16 protein-coding genes are annotated in these 16592 nt (G+C 55.5%); 10 read left to right on the forward strand and 6 right to left on the reverse strand.

The genetic code is table 11. From position 1 onward, the window contains the following. Window position 1: 1 nt before the first annotated feature. The 6 genes from folE (at window position 2) to mglC (ending at window position 6943) form a co-directional block, all read left to right on the forward strand. Window positions 2-670 (forward strand): GTP cyclohydrolase I FolE, encoded by a 669-nt coding sequence (gene folE / locus IM291_RS08225; protein ID WP_023330924.1) that lies wholly within the window; start codon window positions 2-4, stop codon window positions 668-670. A gap of 18 nt (window positions 671-688) precedes the next feature. Continuing rightward, the gene (gene yeiB, locus IM291_RS08230) at window positions 689-1846 is read left to right on the forward strand and encodes a DUF418 domain-containing protein YeiB (protein ID WP_045259731.1); all 1158 of its coding nucleotides are present in this window, start codon (window positions 689-691) and stop codon (window positions 1844-1846) included. Window positions 1847-2001: 155 nt separating this feature from the next. Beyond that, window positions 2002-3024 (forward strand): HTH-type transcriptional regulator GalS, encoded by a 1023-nt coding sequence (galS, locus tag IM291_RS08235; protein WP_048960194.1) that lies wholly within the window; start codon window positions 2002-2004, stop codon window positions 3022-3024. Window positions 3025-3318: 294 nt separating this feature from the next. Next, complete coding sequence (gene mglB, locus IM291_RS08240; RefSeq protein WP_008500923.1) at window positions 3319-4317, forward strand: galactose/glucose ABC transporter substrate-binding protein MglB; 999 nt, start codon at window positions 3319-3321, stop codon at window positions 4315-4317. Window positions 4318-4396: 79 nt separating this feature from the next. Beyond that, on the forward strand, window positions 4397-5917 hold the full coding sequence (gene mglA / locus IM291_RS08245) for a galactose/methyl galactoside ABC transporter ATP-binding protein MglA (RefSeq protein ID WP_028013859.1): 1521 nt from the start codon (window positions 4397-4399) through the stop codon (window positions 5915-5917). Window positions 5918-5932: 15 nt separating this feature from the next. Continuing rightward, window positions 5933-6943, forward strand: coding sequence for a galactose/methyl galactoside ABC transporter permease MglC (gene mglC, locus IM291_RS08250; RefSeq protein WP_013097952.1), 1011 nt, complete (start codon window positions 5933-5935; stop codon window positions 6941-6943). Window positions 6944-6992: 49 nt separating this feature from the next. Here mglC and IM291_RS08255 read toward each other — a convergent pair whose 3' ends face one another. From IM291_RS08255 to IM291_RS08280, 6 genes are all read right to left on the reverse strand, one after another. Continuing rightward, entirely contained in the window at window positions 6993-8381 is a 1389-nt protein-coding gene (locus tag IM291_RS08255) for a glutamine synthetase family protein (protein WP_192986647.1), read from the reverse strand. A 121-nt stretch (window positions 8382-8502) separates the two neighbouring features. Next, window positions 8503-9222: an outer membrane permeability protein SanA gene (gene sanA, locus IM291_RS08260; protein WP_028013857.1), complete on the reverse strand. Its 720-nt coding sequence runs from the start codon at window positions 9220-9222 to the stop codon at window positions 8503-8505. 126 nt (window positions 9223-9348) lie between these two features. After that, entirely contained in the window at window positions 9349-10233 is an 885-nt protein-coding gene (gene cdd / locus IM291_RS08265) for a cytidine deaminase (RefSeq protein ID WP_028013856.1), read from the reverse strand. 129 nt (window positions 10234-10362) lie between these two features. Beyond that, entirely contained in the window at window positions 10363-11058 is a 696-nt protein-coding gene (locus IM291_RS08270; protein ID WP_192986583.1) for a CidB/LrgB family autolysis modulator, read from the reverse strand. Then, entirely contained in the window at window positions 11055-11450 is a 396-nt protein-coding gene (locus IM291_RS08275) for a CidA/LrgA family protein (RefSeq protein WP_192986585.1), read from the reverse strand. Before IM291_RS08275 ends, IM291_RS08270 begins: the two co-directional genes overlap by 4 nt. Before the next feature lie 190 nt (window positions 11451-11640). After that, window positions 11641-12345, reverse strand: coding sequence for a type 1 glutamine amidotransferase (locus tag IM291_RS08280; protein ID WP_192986587.1), 705 nt, complete (start codon window positions 12343-12345; stop codon window positions 11641-11643). 59 nt (window positions 12346-12404) lie between these two features. Here IM291_RS08280 and IM291_RS08285 point away from each other — a divergent pair, with 59 nt between their 5' ends. The 4 genes from IM291_RS08285 to IM291_RS08300 all read left to right on the forward strand — a co-directional run bounded on the left by IM291_RS08285 (window position 12405) and on the right by IM291_RS08300 (window position 16562). Further along, complete coding sequence (locus IM291_RS08285) at window positions 12405-13202, forward strand: helix-turn-helix domain-containing protein (protein ID WP_192986588.1); 798 nt, start codon at window positions 12405-12407, stop codon at window positions 13200-13202. Window positions 13203-13243: 41 nt separating this feature from the next. Beyond that, window positions 13244-14176, forward strand: coding sequence for a tRNA dihydrouridine(16) synthase DusC (gene dusC, locus IM291_RS08290; protein WP_049137321.1), 933 nt, complete (start codon window positions 13244-13246; stop codon window positions 14174-14176). Window positions 14177-14328: 152 nt separating this feature from the next. After that, the gene (gene mdtQ / locus IM291_RS08295; RefSeq protein WP_192986590.1) at window positions 14329-15747 is read left to right on the forward strand and encodes a multidrug resistance outer membrane protein MdtQ; all 1419 of its coding nucleotides are present in this window, start codon (window positions 14329-14331) and stop codon (window positions 15745-15747) included. Between the two features lie 50 nt (window positions 15748-15797). After that, window positions 15798-16562: an SDR family oxidoreductase gene (locus IM291_RS08300; protein ID WP_192986591.1), complete on the forward strand. Its 765-nt coding sequence runs from the start codon at window positions 15798-15800 to the stop codon at window positions 16560-16562. Window positions 16563-16592 lie beyond the last annotated feature (30 nt).

The following is a 16592-nucleotide window of genomic DNA, read 5'->3' on the forward strand; positions in this document are numbered from 1 at the left end:
AATGTCATCACTCAGTAAAGAAGCTGCCCTGGTCCACGAAGCCCTGCTCGCGCGCGGTCTTGAAACGCCACTGCGTCCGCCCGTTCAGGATATGGACAATGAAACCCGTAAAAGTCTGATTTCCGGGCATATGACCGAGATCATGCAACTGCTGAATCTCGATCTGAGCGATGACAGCCTGATGGAGACGCCCAAGCGTATCGCTAAAATGTACGTTGACGAAATTTTCTCCGGACTGGATTACGCCAACTTCCCGAAAATTACCGTCATCGAAAACAAGATGAAGGTGGATGAGATGGTGACGGTCCGTGATATTACGCTGACCAGCACCTGCGAGCACCATTTCGTGACCATCGACGGCAAAGCGACCGTGGCGTATATCCCGAAAGACACGGTGATTGGCCTGTCGAAGATCAACCGTATTGTGCAGTTCTTCGCACAGCGCCCTCAGGTGCAGGAGCGTCTGACGCAGCAGATCCTGATCGCGCTGCAAACGCTGCTGGGTACCAATAACGTGGCGGTCTCTATTGATGCGGTGCACTACTGCGTGAAAGCGCGCGGCGTGCGTGATGCGACCAGTGCGACCACCACCACCTCGCTGGGCGGCCTGTTTAAATCGAGCCAGAACACCCGTCAGGAGTTCCTGCGCGCCGTGCGTCACCACAACTAATCAGACAGGGCAGGGACCATGGAGCGAAACGTCACGCTCGATTTTGTTCGCGGCGTCGCCATTCTGGGTATCCTGCTGCTGAATATCAGCGCCTTCGGTCTGCCGAAGGCCGCTTACCTCAATCCCGCCTGGTACGGCGACATCACCCGAAGCGATGCCTGGACGTGGGCGATCCTCGACCTGTTTGCCCAGGTTAAATTCCTCACGCTGTTTGCGCTGCTGTTCGGCGCGGGCCTGCAGCTTCTGCTCAAACGCGGCACGCGCTGGATCCAGTCGCGCTTAACGCTGCTGGCAATCCTCGGCTTTATCCACGGCCTGTTCTTCTGGGATGGTGATATTCTTCTCGCTTATGGGTTAGTCGGGCTGATCTGCTGGCGGCTGATTCGCGACGCGCACAGCGTGAAAAGCTTGTTTAACACCGGCGTGATGCTCTATCTCATGGGACTCGGCGTCCTGCTTTTGCTGGGGCTGATCTCCGGTGACGCGACAAACCGTTCCTGGATCCCGGACGCCGCTAACCTCCAGTACGAGCAGTACTGGAAGCTGAAGGGCGGTACGGAAGCGATAAGCAACCGTGCGGATATGCTGGGCGACAATCTGCTTGCCCTGGGGGCGCAATACGGCTGGCAGCTGGCGGGCATGATGCTGATGGGCGCGTCACTGATGCGCACCGGCTGGCTGAAAGGGGAATTCAGTCTGCGTCACTACCGCCGCACCGGCGCGGGGCTGGTCCTGCTGGGCGTGCTGATTAACCTTCCGGCGGTGATGGCGCAGTGGCACCTTCACTGGGATTACCGCTGGTGCGCGTTCCTGCTGCAGGCGCCGCGTGAATTGAGCGCGCCGTTCCAGACCATCGGCTATGCGGCGCTGATCTATGGTTTCTGGCCGCAGCTTTCTCGCCTGTGGATCGTCAGCGCCGTAGCCTGCGTTGGGCGGATGGCGTTAAGCAATTACCTCCTGCAGACGCTGATCTGCACCACGATTTTCTATCGCTTTGGCCTGTTTATGAAATTCGACCGCCTCGGACTACTGGCGTTTGTTATTCCGGTCTGGATAGTAAACCTGGCGTTTTCTGTCATCTGGCTGCGTTATTTCCGCCAGGGGCCGCTGGAGTGGGTGTGGCGTCAGTTAACCGCACATGCTTCGGGGGTATCATTGAGTAATACATCCAGATAACGATCTGGATCACAATCATTAACAAAACGGATGTAAGCGTTTTCATGAGTGTGAACTTCTTCACGTAGTCCCCTTTCTCTCGCTGCCAAAATAGCCACCTTGCTAAACACAGGGGGTGTCTGTGAGTTGCTGCAATTCTTTGAAGGATGGTGAATATGATCACCATTCGTGACGTCGCCCGTCTGGCGGGCGTTTCTGTGGCTACCGTCTCCCGCGTGCTGAACAACAGCGCGCTGGTCAGCCCTGAAACCCGTGAAACCGTAATGAAAGCCGTGACCCAGCTCGGGTACCGGCCAAATGCCAACGCCCAGGCGCTGGCAACACAGGTCAGCGATACCATCGGCGTGGTGGTAATGGATGTCTCGGACGCCTTTTTCGGTGCGCTGGTGAAAGCGGTCGATGTGGTCGCCCAGCAGCATCAGAAATACGTGCTGATTGGCAACAGCTATCACGAGGCGGAAAAGGAGCGTTATGCCATTGAAGTGCTGATCCGCCAGCGCTGCAACGCCCTGATTGTTCACTCAAAAGCCTTAAGCGATGAAGAGCTGGTCGGGTTTATGGAGCAGATCCCGGGCATGGTGTTAATCAACCGCATCGTCCCGGGCTATGCCCACCGCTGTGTCGGGCTGGATAACGTCAGCGGCGCCATGATGGCCACCAAAATGCTCATCAATAACGGCCATCAGCGGATCGGCTATCTGGCCTCCAGCCATCACATTGAAGATGACGAGCTGCGGCGTGAGGGGTGGCAAAACGCCCTAAAAGAGCACGGTATTACGCCATCAGAAAGCTGGATTGGCACCGGCACGCCGGATATGCAGGGCGGTGAGGCGGCAATGGTGGAACTGCTGGGCCGCAATCTGCAGCTTTCTGCGGTGTTTGCCTATAACGACAGCATGGCGGCAGGCGCGCTGACTGCGCTGAAGGATAACGGCATTGCGGTGCCACAGCATTTGTCATTGATTGGTTTCGATGATATTCCGATTGCCCGTTACACCGACCCGCAGCTGACTACGGTGCGCTATCCCATTGCTTCTATGGCAAAACTGGCGACCGAGCTGGCGTTACAGGGAGCGGCTGGGCTGCTGGATCCAGGGGCAACTCACTGCTTCATGCCGACGCTGGTGCGTCGTCATTCCGTCGCCGCCCGGCAAATTGTGGTTCCGATCACTAACTGATTACACCGGGTGATGTAACCGTTTTCAATCTGTGAGTAAATTCACAGTATCTTAACAAGGCGCTGACTATGATGTCAGCGTTTTAGGGGTTGAAACGCTATGTAACGGTGATTATTCGCTTTCACCATAGCCAATGTGCCGCAAACAACGAATAAAACGCATTTCTGGAGCGTTACCGACCACGGAAGATAGAAATTTTATAAGTGAACGTCGGCTGTCAGTAACGTTTTATTAACACCTGCCTGCCGATCGTTATTCACAAGAACTACCCTGCATAAAAAAACCGGAGATACCATGAATAAGAAGGTGTTGACCCTGTCTGCTGTAATGGCAAGCATGCTTTTTGGTGCAGCAGCGCACGCTGCGGATACCCGTATTGGTGTGACCATCTATAAATACGACGACAACTTCATGTCTGTTGTGCGTAAAGCAATTGAGAAAGATGCGAAAGCAGCGCCAGACGTACAGCTGCTGATGAATGACTCCCAGAACGACCAGTCCAAACAGAACGATCAGATCGACGTTCTGCTGGCTAAAGGCGTTAAGGCCCTGGCGATCAACCTGGTTGACCCGGCTGCAGCAGGCACGGTTATTGAGAAAGCGCGCGGCCAGAACGTGCCAATCGTCTTCTTCAACAAAGAACCTTCCCGTAAAGCGCTGGACAGCTATGACAAAGCGTATTACGTCGGTACTGACTCTAAAGAGTCCGGCATTATTCAGGGCGATCTGATCGCGAAGCACTGGGCGGCGAACCCGAACTGGGACCTGAACAAAGACGGTCAGATCCAGTTCGTGCTGCTGAAAGGCGAGCCTGGCCACCCGGATGCTGAAGCGCGTACCACCTATGTTATCAAAGAGCTGAACGACAAGGGCCTGAAAACCCAGCAGCTGGCGTTAGATACCGCGATGTGGGACACCGCTCAGGCGAAAGATAAGATGGACGCGTGGCTGTCTGGCCCGAACGCGAACAAAATCGAAGTGGTCATTGCCAACAACGATGCGATGGCAATGGGTGCGGTTGAAGCGCTGAAAGCCCACAATAAATCGTCCATCCCGGTATTTGGCGTGGATGCCCTGCCGGAAGCGCTGGCGCTGGTTAAATCTGGCGCGATGGCCGGTACCGTTCTGAACGATGCCAACAACCAGGCGAAAGCGACCTTCGATCTGGCGAAAAACCTCGCCGACGGTAAAGGCGCGGCGGATGGCACCAACTGGAAAATTGACAACAAAATCGTTCGCGTGCCTTACGTGGGCGTAGACCAGTCCAACCTGGCTGAGTTTATCGGTAAATAAGATCTTCGTTTTGTCTTCACTGGGCGCAATTCGTTGCGCCCTTTTATAACGCGATATGCGAGGCCAACAAGGTATAATTATGGTCAGCACAACTACTCAGTCGTCCGGTGAATACTTGTTGGAAATGACAGGCGTCAACAAGTCCTTCCCCGGTGTTAAGGCACTCGATAATGTTAATTTAAAAGTCCGTCCTCACTCTATTCATGCATTAATGGGGGAGAACGGTGCGGGTAAATCAACGTTATTAAAATGTCTTTTTGGGATCTATCAAAAAGATTCTGGCAGCATTCTTTTTCAGGGGAAAGAGATCGATTTCCATTCAGCGAAAGAAGCGCTGGAAAACGGTATCTCGATGGTTCACCAGGAATTAAACCTGGTACTGCAACGCTCGGTAATGGATAACATGTGGTTGGGACGTTACCCAACTAAAGGTGTGTTTGTCGATCAGGATAAAATGTATCGCGACACCAAAGCGATTTTCGATGAGCTGGATATTGATATCGATCCGCGCGCCCGCGTGGGGACATTATCCGTTTCCCAGATGCAGATGATCGAAATTGCCAAAGCGTTCTCCTATGATGCGAAAATCGTCATCATGGATGAACCTACCTCGTCATTAACGGAAAAAGAGGTTAATCACCTTTTTACCATTATTCGTAAGCTGAAAGAGCGCGGCTGCGGCATTGTGTACATCTCGCACAAAATGGAAGAGATCTTCCAGCTGTGCGATGAAATTACCATCCTGCGCGACGGCCAGTGGATTGCCACGCAGCCGCTTGAAGGGCTGGACATGGACAAGATCATCGCCATGATGGTCGGCCGTTCCCTGAACCAGCGCTTCCCGGACAAAGAGAACAAGCCAGGTGAAGTAATCCTCGAAGTGCGCAATCTGACCTCGCTGCGCCAGCCGTCCATCCGCGATGTTTCTTTCGACCTTCACAAAGGCGAAATTCTTGGCATTGCTGGCCTCGTAGGGGCAAAGCGTACCGACATCGTGGAAACCCTGTTTGGCATCCGCGAGAAGGCCGACGGCACCATCACGCTGCACGGGAAGAAAATTAACAACCATAATGCCAACGAAGCCATTAATAACGGTTTTGCGCTGGTGACGGAAGAACGTCGTTCGACCGGTATTTATGCTTATCTGGATATTAACTTTAACTCGTTAATCTCTAATATTCGCAATTACAAAAACAAAGTCGGGCTGCTGGATAACTCCCGCATGAAGAGCGATACCCAGTGGGTAATTGACTCCATGCGTGTGAAAACGCCTGGCCACCGTACCCAAATCGGTTCGCTTTCCGGTGGTAACCAGCAAAAAGTTATTATTGGCCGTTGGTTATTAACCCAGCCAGAAATTCTGATGCTGGATGAACCGACCCGCGGTATTGACGTCGGCGCGAAGTTTGAAATTTATCAGCTGATTGCCGAGCTGGCGAAAAAGAATAAAGGGATCATTATTATTTCTTCCGAAATGCCGGAACTGTTAGGGATCACGGATCGTATTCTGGTTATGAGCAATGGTCTCGTTGCCGGTATTGTTGACACCAAAACGACAACGCAAAACGAAATTTTGCGTCTTGCGTCTTTGCACCTTTAAGATCAGGGGCTCCTCATGAGTGCGTTAAATAAAAAAAGTTTTCTCACTTACCTGAAAGAAGGCGGTATTTACGTTGTTCTTTTAGTCCTGCTGGCCATTATTATTTTCCAGGACCCTACGTTCTTAAGCCTGCTGAACCTGAGTAATATTCTGACCCAGTCCTCCGTGCGTATCATCATTGCGCTGGGCGTGGCGGGCCTTATCGTCACCCAGGGGACGGACCTTTCTGCCGGTCGTCAGGTCGGCCTGGCGGCGGTTATTGCGGCAACCCTGCTGCAGTCGATGGAAAACGCCAACAAGGTGTTCCCGGAGATGGCGACTATGCCGATTTTCGTGGTGATCCTGATTGTCTGCGCCATCGGGGCGGTGATTGGCCTGATCAACGGTATTATCATCGCTTACCTGAACGTGACGCCATTTATCACCACGCTGGGTACGATGATCATCGTTTATGGTATCAACTCCCTGTACTACGACTTTGTGGGCGCGTCGCCGATTTCGGGCTTTGACAGCGGCTTCTCCACCTTCACGCAGGGGTTTATCGCGCTGGGCAGCTTCCGCCTGTCGTACATTACCTTCTATGCGCTGATTGCGGTGGCGTTCGTCTGGATCCTGTGGAACAAAACGCGCTTCGGTAAAAACATCTTCGCTATCGGTGGTAACCCGGAAGCGGCGAAAGTGTCCGGGGTAAACGTTGCCCTGAACCTGCTGATGATTTACGCGCTGTCCGGTGTGTTCTACGCCTTCGGCGGGATGCTGGAAGCAGGCCGTATCGGCTCCGCAACGAACAACCTTGGCTTCATGTACGAGCTGGATGCGATTGCGGCCTGCGTGGTCGGCGGCGTCTCCTTCAGCGGCGGGGTGGGGACCGTGCTCGGCGTGGTCACCGGTGTGATCATCTTTACCGTCATCAACTACGGGTTGACCTACATTGGCGTGAACCCGTACTGGCAGTACATCATCAAGGGCGCCATCATCATCTTCGCGGTGGCGCTGGATTCACTGAAGTACGCCCGTAAGAAGTAATCGTCACTCGCCATACCCGGCCCGCTCACCGAGCGGGCTTTTTTATGGCCTATGCCAGATGGGACTCTTCTTGCGTCACAATGCGCTCAAACCACTCGAGTTCAGAAAGCTTGCAGGCGACCCACTGTTCGGAAAAGGCGTCGCCCAGGCTGTCGGTGAGATACTGACAGCGGGCGAAGGCCTCAATTGCCTCCTGCTGGAACAGCGGGAGTTCCGGATGGTCCTGCTGCGGTTCCGGGAGTTCCCCCTCGTCGATATGTTCCAGCCCGAACAGCATGCCGGTCAGGATTGTGGCCGCCACCAGATACGGATTCGCATCGGCTCCGGCCAGTCGGTACTCGATACGACGGTTGCTCTCTTCCGAGCAGGGAATGCGCAGGGCAGCGGAGCGGGTGTTATAGCCCCACGAGTTAAAGACGGGTTCCGTCAGGTTTTTTCGCAGGCGACGAAACGCGTTGACCCCCGGCGCAAGAATGGCGACGGAGGCGGGCATCAGCGCCAGCTGGCCCGCGATGCACAAGCGCATCATGCTGCTCAGCGCGTTCACCGGCGAGGCAAAAACGTTCTCGCCACGGCTGTTGTTCAGGCTGAAATGGATGTGCAAACCGCTGCCGGAGAGCTGGCTGAAGGGCTTAGCCATAAAGTTAGCCTGAAGACCGTGCTTTTCAGCGACATAGCGGGTCAGGCGGCGCAGGGCCAGCACGTTATCACAGACCTCTACGACGCGCTGGCTGTGCTTCAGGTTTAATTCGTACTGTCCGGACTCGGCTTCCGCTACCACCCCTGACAGCGGGATGCGCTGAAGGTGCGCCAGCTGTTCCAGTTCGTCAAAAAGCGCCGCGTGCGCCGACGAGGTGTCCATGTGAAAACAGCCCTGATTTTGCGGATCGCGATCGCCCTGTCCCGTCAGGTAAAACTCGATTTCCGGGGCAATGACCGGGAAAAGGCCGTGCTGGTGGAAGCGGGCCACGACGTTCTGCAGTATCGCGCGTGGCTCAAGCGGGCAGGGGTTACCGTCGCTGTCCTTCATCGTCAGCAGGATCTGCGCGGTATGCTCCGGATCCTGCGGACAGGGACGCAGAGAACCGGCGACCGGGACGCACAGCCGGTCGGGTTCATCATAAAGCGGGGCGGCGATTTTTCCCTTCTGATCCATGGAGTAGACGGAAAGCGGAAAATAACAGCCTTTTTCCAGACTCAGCATGCTCTCCACCGTGAAGCGCTTGCCGCGCATCGTGCCGTTGATATCGTTCAGGTAAACGTCAACGTGTTTCGTCTGCGGGTAGCGTTCCAGATAGTCGGCCACTTCCACGGCAATATTGTGCTGCAGGGCGTCAATTTTTTCATCCAGCCAGAGACCAGAATTAAGTGCGCCGGGGAGTGATAAACCGGGGAAGTTAAAATACGGGCGAAGACTTTTGAGGAAAAACGCATTCATTATCGAGTTCATAGTCATTCTTCAATGAAGCCGTAGCGGCAGTGAACTCAGGTTAAAAGAGCTGGCGTAAAGGGGGGATAAAAAGCGTCAGTGCCGGCGTAAAGAAAGTATAAAGGCAGGCCTACTTTTTCTCTTTTTTCTGCATATCCAGCAGCTGCTCCGGCGTCACCGCCGGGTAACCCTGCGCGTCTTCCGGCACTTCATGCATTGCCGGGATCGGCACCAGCGGGCCTAAAAAACGCGGTTCGCGTTTGAAGATATACAGATCGGCCAGGGCGCCAAAGCGGGCGCCAAACTCGCGGACGCGCACGCTCAGCATATCTTTTGGCGACGGCACCGCATAGCACTGCGCCTGAATGCCCATATGCAGGGCGATAAACAGCGCGCGCTCGCAGTGGAAGCGCTGGGTGATGATGATGAAGTCGTTGGTGTCGAAGACCTTACGGGTCCTCACGATGGAGTCCAGGGTGCGGAAGCCCGCGTAGTCGAGCACGATGTCGGCCGGATCGACGCCTGCGGCAATCAAATCCTTCCGCATCGTCACCGGCTCGTTATAGCTTTGCAGCGCGTTATCACCGCTCAGCAGCAGGTAGTTTACCTTGCCGCTGTTGTAGGCGTTCAGCGCGCCCTGAATGCGGTAGCGGTAATACTGGTTGATAACGCCGGTGCGGTAATACTTGGCGGTGCCGAGCACCACGCCCACCTGACGATAGGGCAGGTCCTGCAGGTCATCAAAGATGTAGGGAGCGGTTTTCCAGCTCATCCAGCGGTCGAGACCCAGCACGATAAACAGCAGTATGCCGACCAGGACAGACAGGCTGTAAAAAACGCGCTTTAACATGAAGATGGCTCGTTCGTGGATGAAATTTAACTCAGGCTACTTTACCCGCCTGGTTAGCGCAAGAAACAGCGACTCAACTGAGGGGTTTTTCAGCAACGTGGCGGACATTTCTGTCCGCCGGAAGGTTTACGCCAGCAGGACGCGGTCGATCGTCGTGCAGCCTAACGCCTTGAGCGTTGCGGCGGTGGCATCCCACTGAATCAGCGGCGCATCGGCCTTTTCGGCCAGAACGGCACGCTGAATGTCCGGATAATCGTAGCCGTTCAGGCTCAGCAGGTTGAGTGCGCCCTGCAGCGGCGGCAGCGTTGGGTTAAACGCGGCGTTTTCCGCATAGCTGCCGGTGAAGATACGGCCATCGCGGCACTGCAGTGCCACGCCGCTCGGGGAGTTGCTGTACGGGGTGTGGCTCTTGTTCGCCGCGCGTATGGCCGCCTGGTTCAGGTCATCGCCGGACAGGGCGAAACCGTGATCCTGCTCGTCCATCAGCAGCGTTTTAATCTCAAGATCTTTCGGGCCGAAGGCGTCAGGCAGGTAGTCCCCCAGCGTGTGCGGCGCGCGGCCCGGCAGGTTAATGCGCAGCTGCAGCCCGCTGTTCAGCTCGTTCATAAACTGGCGGCAGTGGCCGCATGGGGTGTAGTTTACGGTGATGGCGCTCAGGGCTTTCTCACCGCGCAGCCAGGCGTGGCTGATGGCGCTCTGCTCGGCGTGAACGGTCTGCTGCATGGTTGCGCCGAGAAACTCCATGTTCCCGCCGAAGTACCAGGTTCCGCTGACGCCGCGCGCGATGGCGCCGACGTTGAAGTGGGAAAGATCGGCCCGGGCGCAGGCGGCAGCCAGGGGCAGCAGTGCGAAAGCCAGCGCGTCTTCATCCAGCCCGGTTGCCTGTTTAAGCACCGTGACCTGCTCCGCCGTCAGCAGGGCGGGGAAATGTGCATCTGCCAGAACGGGAGCCAGGGCTGACTGCAAATTCTCTGCAAGCTGAGCGAAGGCAGCTTGAAAACGTGGGTGCATGGCGTTTGCCTCATAAAGGTTAATGGATCGGTAGTTTACGGAGCCGTAAGGCCTTTATATGTGATCCACTTCTCATTATGTATGCAACTTATGAAATCAAAATGAAATTTGCGCGACGCATCGCAAATTTTAGCCCATCACCGCCAGAATCAGCGGGAAAATGAACGGGGCGAGCAGGGAGGTGATAATCCCGCAGATCACCAGCGCAAGCGAGCTAAACGCCCCTTCCTGATAGTCCAGCTCCGCGCAGCGTGCGGTACCCAGCGCGTGCGAGGCGGTGCCCATCGACAGCCCGCGCGCTGCTTTGGTGTGAATACGCATCCCGTTCAGCAGAGTGTGGCCAAACACCGCGCCGAGAATACCGACGAAAATCACGCACAACGCGCTGATGGCTGGAATACCGCCGAGGCTGCCGCCTACCGCCATCGCGATAGGCGTGGTCACTGATTTAGGCAGGATAGAGGCGGCAATTTGCGGGGAGGCCCCCATCAACAGCGCCACCGACGTGCCGGTGATCATCGCCACCAGGCTTCCCACAAAACAGATGGTAATGATGGACTTCCACCGTGCGCGGATCTGGTGCAGCTGCTCATATAAAGGAAAGGCAAGCGCGACAACGGCGGGCTGCAGGAGGTCGTTTAAAATTTTGCTGCCTGCAAAGTAACGCTCATAAGGAATGCCGGTGAGCAGCAGGAAGGGAATAATCACCACCATCGCCACCAGCAGGGGGTTCAGCAAGGGCATTTTAAATCGTGCGGCAAGTTTGCGCGCGGCGAAGAATACCAGCAGGGTTAACGGCAGTGACCACCAGATATTAGCCATCATTTTTTTGTTTTCTCCCCGACCACGTTGCGTTCGCCATGTACCAGATGAGAACTCCAGCTCACCACCAGGAAAACCACCAGCGTACTGATCGCGCAGGAAACGACAATCGGGCCGAACTGCGCCTTGAGCAAATCAAAATACTGCATGACGCCCACGCCGATAGGCACGAAAAGCAGCGCCATATAGCGAATGAGGACGAAGCAGCCTGGATTGACCCACTTTGCAGGCAGAATTTGCAGCGCTAGTAAAACGAAGAGGATCAGCATACCGATAATGCTGCCGGGAATGGTGATGGGCAGCAGCGACGCGATGAAAATGCCGGCATACAGGCAGGCGTAAATCAGGACGAATGCGCGCAGATATTGCCAGATAATGTTCAATGGTTTGCTCATGGTGATAGTCCTTGCTGAAACGCATTCATCATACAATTAAACCTAAAAATGTGCCACGGATCACATCATGAATTTTGAGCATACCAGACATTCCGGAATGGAACGTCCGGTATCACCTTACTGGTGCAGGCTACAGTTTAGAGGAAAGGGATTGCGCTGGCGAAGTAACGCGCCAGAGAAGGCATCAGCGTCAGGCGGTCAGTTTATCGAGAAAAGAAAACAGCACCTGGTTCATTTCGCGATAATCATGCGAGCGGATTTTTTCCGCCGTTTCGACAAAACGGAATTCACCCGCACGGCGGAGGTCATTCTGCGAATGCTCAATCAGCAACTCTACCACCTCCGGCGTCAGCTCCATATGGCACTGGAAACCGTAAACCCGTTCGCTGTATTGCACGATCTGGCGGGGACAGCCCTCGCTGTAAGCCAGAACCTTAGCCTGCAGCGTCAACCCAGGCATATCGTTATGCCAGTGACCGACGTTCAGCACGCTGCCAAAGTCCTCAAACAGCGGGTTCGCCTTGCCTGCATCTGTGAGCCTGACGGGAAATTTGCCGATCTCTTTTTCCGGGCTGTGGCAAAACGCTGCGCCCAGCGCTTCGCCGATAAGCTGTGAGCCCAGACAAACGCCTATCACCGTTTTACCTGCCTCTATCGCGCGGCTGATGATTGCCTTTTCCGCCTGCGCATCAAACCAGGGGCATTCCTCAAGCGTGGTAGCGGGGGATTGCGGGCCTCCCATGATGATAAGCAGGTCTGTGCCCCCCAGTTCCTCAGGTAAAGGTTCGCCCTGATACACTCTGGTGTAGCTCAGACTGCAGCCGCGACTTTTCCCCCAGATTTCATAGGCGCCTGGCGCCTCGAAATGTTCATGAATAATAAAATGGATGTGCATTGCGTCTCTCTCTGGTTACGTGTACAAGCAGCATCATAAGAGGAAGGGGGGAATGTGAAATGCCAACCGTTATCGATAAAACGCCAATTCACGACGATGCTATCGGATGGTCAAGAGGGGCAATTAGCTATACGCGCGGCGAAGTCGATCCGCCTCACCAGCATTCGCAGGGACAACTTTTGTTTGCCATTAAGGGGGTTATGCTGGTTGAAACCGGCAGCAAACGCTGGGTCATACCGCCGCAGCGCGCGCTGTGGATCCCTCCCTTTCAGGAGCATACCTACAGCGTGTTATCCGCAACGGAGCTTCGCGCGGTCTGGTTTAGCCCGGCACTGATTTCGCAATGCGAACCTTTTAAGCGGAAAGACGAGGTTCACGTGATTATGGCCACAGCGTTGTTCAAAGAGCTGATTGCCGGGCTGTTCAGCGCGGAATACCGGCCGGCAAGCCAGCGCAGCATGGCCGTTTTGCTGCTCGACATCCTCAGCGAGACGCAGCAGATTTCTGCCGAACTGCCGATGCCCGTGGATGAGCGCTTACATCGCGTGGCCTGTGACATCATTGCCAACAATCTCTGGGATCTCTCTCTGGAAAGGCTGGCGGAACGGGTCGCGATGTCTGAACGCACATTTTCACGTGCGTTTATCAACGATACCGGCTTTAGCTTCCGGGCCTGGCGACAGCGCGCAAGGATTTGTGCCTCGCTGGATCTCCTCGCCAACGGATACCCGGTTAAGCAGGTGGCCTGGATGCTGGGGTTTTCCGGCCCGGCGGCATTTGCGGCGGCGTTTCGCGCTATTGTTGGGGCAACGCCGGGTGACTTTCTGCCTGAACAGAAGCGCTTCCCAGCGATATAGAGAGCGGCTACTATAGCGCGTCTTTTTTCACAGGTACTGTTATGCGTGTTTTACTGGCCCCAATGGAAGGCGTGCTCGACTCTCTCGTGCGCGAGCTTCTGACCGAGGTGAACGACTACGATCTCTGCGTGACGGAGTTTTTGCGCGTGGTCGATATGCTGTTGCCGGTAAAATCCTTCTTCCGGCTCTGCCCCGAGCTGCACAACCAGAGCCGAACCTCTTCCGGCACGCTGGTGCGTATTCAGCTGCTCGGCCAGTATCCTGAATGGCTGGCGGAAAACGCCGCCCGCGCGGTAGCGCTTGGCTCTTACGGGGTGGATCTGAACTGCGGCTGTCCGTCGAAGCTGGTGAACGGCAGCGGCGGCGGAGCGACGTTGCTGAAAGATCCTGAGCTGATTTACCGCGGCGCGAAAGCCATGCGTGAGGCCGTGCCCTCGCATTTGCCGGTGACGGTTAAGGTGCGCCTGGGGTGGGACAGCGACGCCCGACAGTTTGAAATTGCCGATGCGGTGCAGCAGGCCGGGGCCACCGAGCTGGTGGTGCATGGCCGCACTAAAGAAGACGGCTACAAAGCCGAGCGCATTAACTGGCAGGCGATTGGTGAGATCCGCAAACGACTTACTATTCCGGTGATCGCCAATGGCGAAATCTGGGATTACGAGAGCGCGCAGGCGTGCCTGAAAGCCACCGGCTGCGATGCGGTGATGATTGGCCGCGGTGCGCTGAACGTGCCGAACCTCAGCCGGGTGGTGAAATATAACGAACCGCGGATGCCGTGGGCAGACGTCGTCACGCTGTTGCAAAAATACAGCCGTCTGGAGAAGCAGGGCGACACCGGTTTGTATCACGTCGCGCGTATTAAGCAGTGGCTGAGTTATTTACGCAAAGAGTACAGCGAAGCGCTGGGATTATTTCAGGAGATCCGCACGCTGCAAACGTCGGCTGATATTGCGCGAGTTATACAGTCAAAATAAACGGCAATTATATTTAAAAATAAATAATTCACTTGGTGAATATTTTGCCGAGTATGTAAGTGTATGACAATTTGCGGATTGCCACGCGTTACTAAAAAATAGCGCGTCATCAAGCGTAAGTTGCGCCTTTATTTTTTTGAGTGCATGGCGTAATGAAACGTTTTCTTATTTTATCTCTGAGTGCTTCCCTTGTTTTTATGCTGGCTGCCTGCGCACCGGAACATTCCACGGTGTCGCCAATTCAAACGCAAACGACAGCCGCGTCCGTTAATACCCAACTTCGTCATGCGGACTGGCCGAAAAATGAATGGTGGAAAGAATATAACGACCCGCAGTTAAATTCGCTTATTGCCAAAGCCATAGCGGATGCGCCAGATATGCAAATTGCCCGGCAGCGCATTACGCTTGCCGAAGCGCAGGCCAGAGCCGCTATCGCAGCCGATGGCCCACAGATGGATTTTTCAGCGGATGTTGAACGGCAAAAAATGTCGGCAGAGGGGCTGATGGGGCCGTTTGCCCTTACCGACCCGGCGGCGGGCACCACCGGCCCATGGTATACCAACGGCACCTTTGGCCTGACGGCGGGCTGGGATCTCGATCTATGGGGAAAAAACCGCGCCCGGATTGCAGCGCGTATCGGTAAAGTGAATGCGCAAAAAGCGGAGCTGGAGCAGACCCGCCAGCTGCTTTCAACCAGCGTTGCGCGCCTTTACTGGGCGTGGCAGACCCAGGCCGAAGCAGGGGAAGTTCTTACCCGGATTAAACAGGAGCAGGAAAATATTATCGACGCCGATCGCGAACTGTATCAGCACGGTATTACCTCCTCGGTGGAGGGTGTCGAAACCGATATACACGCCAGTAAGACTAATGAACAGCTGGCCGACGTAAAGGGCAAAATGAAGGTCATTGAAGCGCGTCTGGATGCGCTGACCGGCACCCCGGCGACACACCTTACGCGCCACCCGTTGCCTGCAGCCGAAGCCTCGCTACCGTCAACGCTGGGATATGAACTGCTGGCACGCCGTCCGGATCTGCAGGAGGCGCATTGGTATATCGAAGCCTCCATGAGCGAGGTGGAAGCCGCCAGAGCGGCGTTCTATCCTGACGTGAACCTGATGGCGTTCTTACAGCAGGATGCCCTGCACCTGAGCGATCTGTTCCGCTCTTCAGCCCAGCAGATGGGCGTGACTGCCGGACTGACGCTGCCGATCTTCGACAGCGGCAGGCTGAACGCTAATCTGGATATCGCCCAGGCGCAGAATAACCTCTCGGTCGCGAACTACAACAAAGCGGTGGTGGAGGCGGTCAATCAGGTGGCGCGTACGGCAAGTGAAGTTGAAACCCTGACGGCAAAAAATCGTCACCAGCAGCAGATAGAAAAAGACGCGGCGCGCGTGGTGGCGCTGGCGCAGGCGCGTTTTAGTGCAGGTATTATTGCCGGTTCGCGGGTCAGCGAAGCCAGAATCCCGGCACTAAAAGAGCATCTTGAAGGCGTCATGTTGAAAGGCCAGTATCTCGACGCCACGCTGCAGCTGACGTCAGCGCTGGGCGGCGGCTATCATCATGGCTAAAAAAGGTCATTATCTATACTTACCTCTTTGCAGTTTTTCAGGAGGTGAGTATGAACAGAGTAGCGATTGTAACCGCATCGGATTCCGGGATCGGTAAAACCACGGCGCTGATGCTGGCAGAGCGCGGGTTTGATATTGGCGTCACCTGGCATTCGGATGAAAAAGGGGCGCTGGAAACCTGCCGTGAAGTTGAAGCGCGTGGGCAGCGTGCAGAGGCTATCCATCTTGATTTAAGCACGCTCCCGGACGGCGCTGAAGCCATTGAAACGCTGATTGCACGTTTCGGCCGGCTGGACGTGCTGGTTAACAATGCCGGAGCGATGACCAAAGCGCCATTTCTTGAGATGGCGTTTGACGACTGGCGGAACATTTTTACCGTCGACGTGGACGGCGCGTTTCTCTGCTCGCAGATTGCGGCACGGCAGATGGTGAAGCAGGGGAAAGGGGGGCGGATTGTGAACATCACCTCGGTGCATGAGCACACGCCGCTGCCTGATGCCAGCGCTTACACGGCTGCGAAACATGCGCTCGGCGGCTTAACCAAATCTATGGCGATGGAGCTGGTGAAGCACAAGATTCTGGTGAACGCCGTCGCGCCGGGGGCCATTGCCACGCCGATGAACGATATGGATGACAGCGAAGTGAAGGAAGGGTCAATGCCGGAAATCCCGCTGGCAAGGCCGGGCCACACCAAAGAAATCGCCAGCCTGGTGGCGTGGCTGTGTGACAGCGACGCCAGCTATACCACAGGGCAATCATTTATCGTCGACGGGGGCTTTATGCTGGCGAACCCGCAGTTTAAGCCGGAAGGGTAACAGGTTTCCCCTCTCCCCAAAGGGGTGAGG

Origin of the sequence: Enterobacter cloacae complex sp. P27C (assembly GCF_014895705.1) — a bacterium.
In the GTDB taxonomy this organism is placed as follows: Bacteria; Pseudomonadota; Gammaproteobacteria; order Enterobacterales; family Enterobacteriaceae; genus Enterobacter; species Enterobacter bugandensis.

Coding starts and splice junctions, on each gene's coding strand:
- folE (WP_023330924.1), top strand. CDS start 2: ATGTCATCACTCAGTAAAGAAGCTGCCCTGGTCCACGAAGCCCTGCTC.
- yeiB (WP_045259731.1), top strand. CDS start 689: ATGGAGCGAAACGTCACGCTCGATTTTGTTCGCGGCGTCGCCATTCTG.
- galS (WP_048960194.1), top strand. CDS start 2,002: ATGATCACCATTCGTGACGTCGCCCGTCTGGCGGGCGTTTCTGTGGCT.
- mglB (WP_008500923.1), top strand. CDS start 3,319: ATGAATAAGAAGGTGTTGACCCTGTCTGCTGTAATGGCAAGCATGCTT.
- mglA (WP_028013859.1), top strand. CDS start 4,397: ATGGTCAGCACAACTACTCAGTCGTCCGGTGAATACTTGTTGGAAATG.
- mglC (WP_013097952.1), top strand. CDS start 5,933: ATGAGTGCGTTAAATAAAAAAAGTTTTCTCACTTACCTGAAAGAAGGC.
- IM291_RS08255 (WP_192986647.1), bottom strand. CDS start 8,381: ATGAATGCGTTTTTCCTCAAAAGTCTTCGCCCGTATTTTAACTTCCCC.
- sanA (WP_028013857.1), bottom strand. CDS start 9,222: ATGTTAAAGCGCGTTTTTTACAGCCTGTCTGTCCTGGTCGGCATACTG.
- cdd (WP_028013856.1), bottom strand. CDS start 10,233: ATGCACCCACGTTTTCAAGCTGCCTTCGCTCAGCTTGCAGAGAATTTG.
- IM291_RS08270 (WP_192986583.1), bottom strand. CDS start 11,058: ATGATGGCTAATATCTGGTGGTCACTGCCGTTAACCCTGCTGGTATTC.
- IM291_RS08275 (WP_192986585.1), bottom strand. CDS start 11,450: ATGAGCAAACCATTGAACATTATCTGGCAATATCTGCGCGCATTCGTC.
- IM291_RS08280 (WP_192986587.1), bottom strand. CDS start 12,345: ATGCACATCCATTTTATTATTCATGAACATTTCGAGGCGCCAGGCGCC.
- IM291_RS08285 (WP_192986588.1), top strand. CDS start 12,405: ATGCCAACCGTTATCGATAAAACGCCAATTCACGACGATGCTATCGGA.
- dusC (WP_049137321.1), top strand. CDS start 13,244: ATGCGTGTTTTACTGGCCCCAATGGAAGGCGTGCTCGACTCTCTCGTG.
- mdtQ (WP_192986590.1), top strand. CDS start 14,329: ATGAAACGTTTTCTTATTTTATCTCTGAGTGCTTCCCTTGTTTTTATG.
- IM291_RS08300 (WP_192986591.1), top strand. CDS start 15,798: ATGAACAGAGTAGCGATTGTAACCGCATCGGATTCCGGGATCGGTAAA.